The organism is Kitasatospora sp. NPDC056327, assembly GCF_042261735.1.
Classification (GTDB): Bacteria; Actinomycetota; Actinomycetes; order Streptomycetales; family Streptomycetaceae; genus Kitasatospora.
Window position 1 is genome coordinate 1 of record NZ_JBHJRC010000563.1, and the last position, 1,030, is coordinate 1,030.

The 1,030-nt window shown below is 55.9% G+C and carries 1 rRNA gene; it reads left to right on the top strand.

The features are described from left to right. A 23S ribosomal RNA gene (locus tag ACFCX4_RS36335) occupies positions 1 to 1,028 on the top strand; the annotation flags it as partial. Positions 1,029 to 1,030 lie beyond the last annotated feature (2 nt).

Consider the following 1,030-nt stretch of genomic DNA (forward strand, 5'->3'; position numbering starts at 1 on the left):
GGCGAAGCTGAGAACTTAAGCGCCAGTAAACGGCGGTGGTAACTATAACCATCCTAAGGTAGCGAAATTCCTTGTCGGGTAAGTTCCGACCTGCACGAATGGCGTAACGACTTCTCGACTGTCTCAACCATAGGCCCGGTGAAATTGCATTACGAGTAAAGATGCTCGTTTCGCGCAGCAGGACGGAAAGACCCCGGGACCTTTACTATAGCTTGATATTGGTGTTCGGTTCGGCTTGTGTAGGATAGGTGGGAGACTTTGAAGCCGTGACGCCAGTCATGGTGGAGTCGTCGTTGAAATACCACTCTGGTCGTGCTGGATGTCTAACCTGGGTCCGTGATCCGGATCAGGGACAGTGTCTGGTGGGTAGTTTAACTGGGGCGGTTGCCTCCTAAAGGGTAACGGAGGCGCCCAAAGGTTCCCTCAGCCTGGTTGGCAATCAGGTGTTGAGTGTAAGTGCACAAGGGAGCTTGACTGTGAGACTGACGGGTCGAGCAGGTACGAAAGTAGGGACTAGTGATCCGGCGGTGGCTTGTGGAAGCGCCGTCGCTCAACGGATAAAAGGTACCCCGGGGATAACAGGCTGATCTTCCCCAAGAGTCCATATCGACGGGATGGTTTGGCACCTCGATGTCGGCTCGTCGCATCCTGGGGCTGGAGTAGGTCCCAAGGGTTGGGCTGTTCGCCCATTAAAGCGGTACGCGAGCTGGGTTTAGAACGTCGTGAGACAGTTCGGTCCCTATCCGCTGTGCGCGTAGGAGTGTTGAGAAGGGCTGTCCCTAGTACGAGAGGACCGGGACGGACGAACCTCTGGTGTGCCAGTTGTTCTGCCAAGGGCATGGCTGGTTGGCTACGTTCGGGAGGGATAACCGCTGAAAGCATCTAAGCGGGAAGCCTGCTTCGAGATGAGCACTCCCACCTCCTTGAGAGGGTAAGGCTCCCAGTAGACGACTGGGTTGATAGGCCGGATATGGAAGCCCTGTGAGGGGTGGAGTTGACCGGTACTAATAGGCCGAGGGCTTGTCCTCAG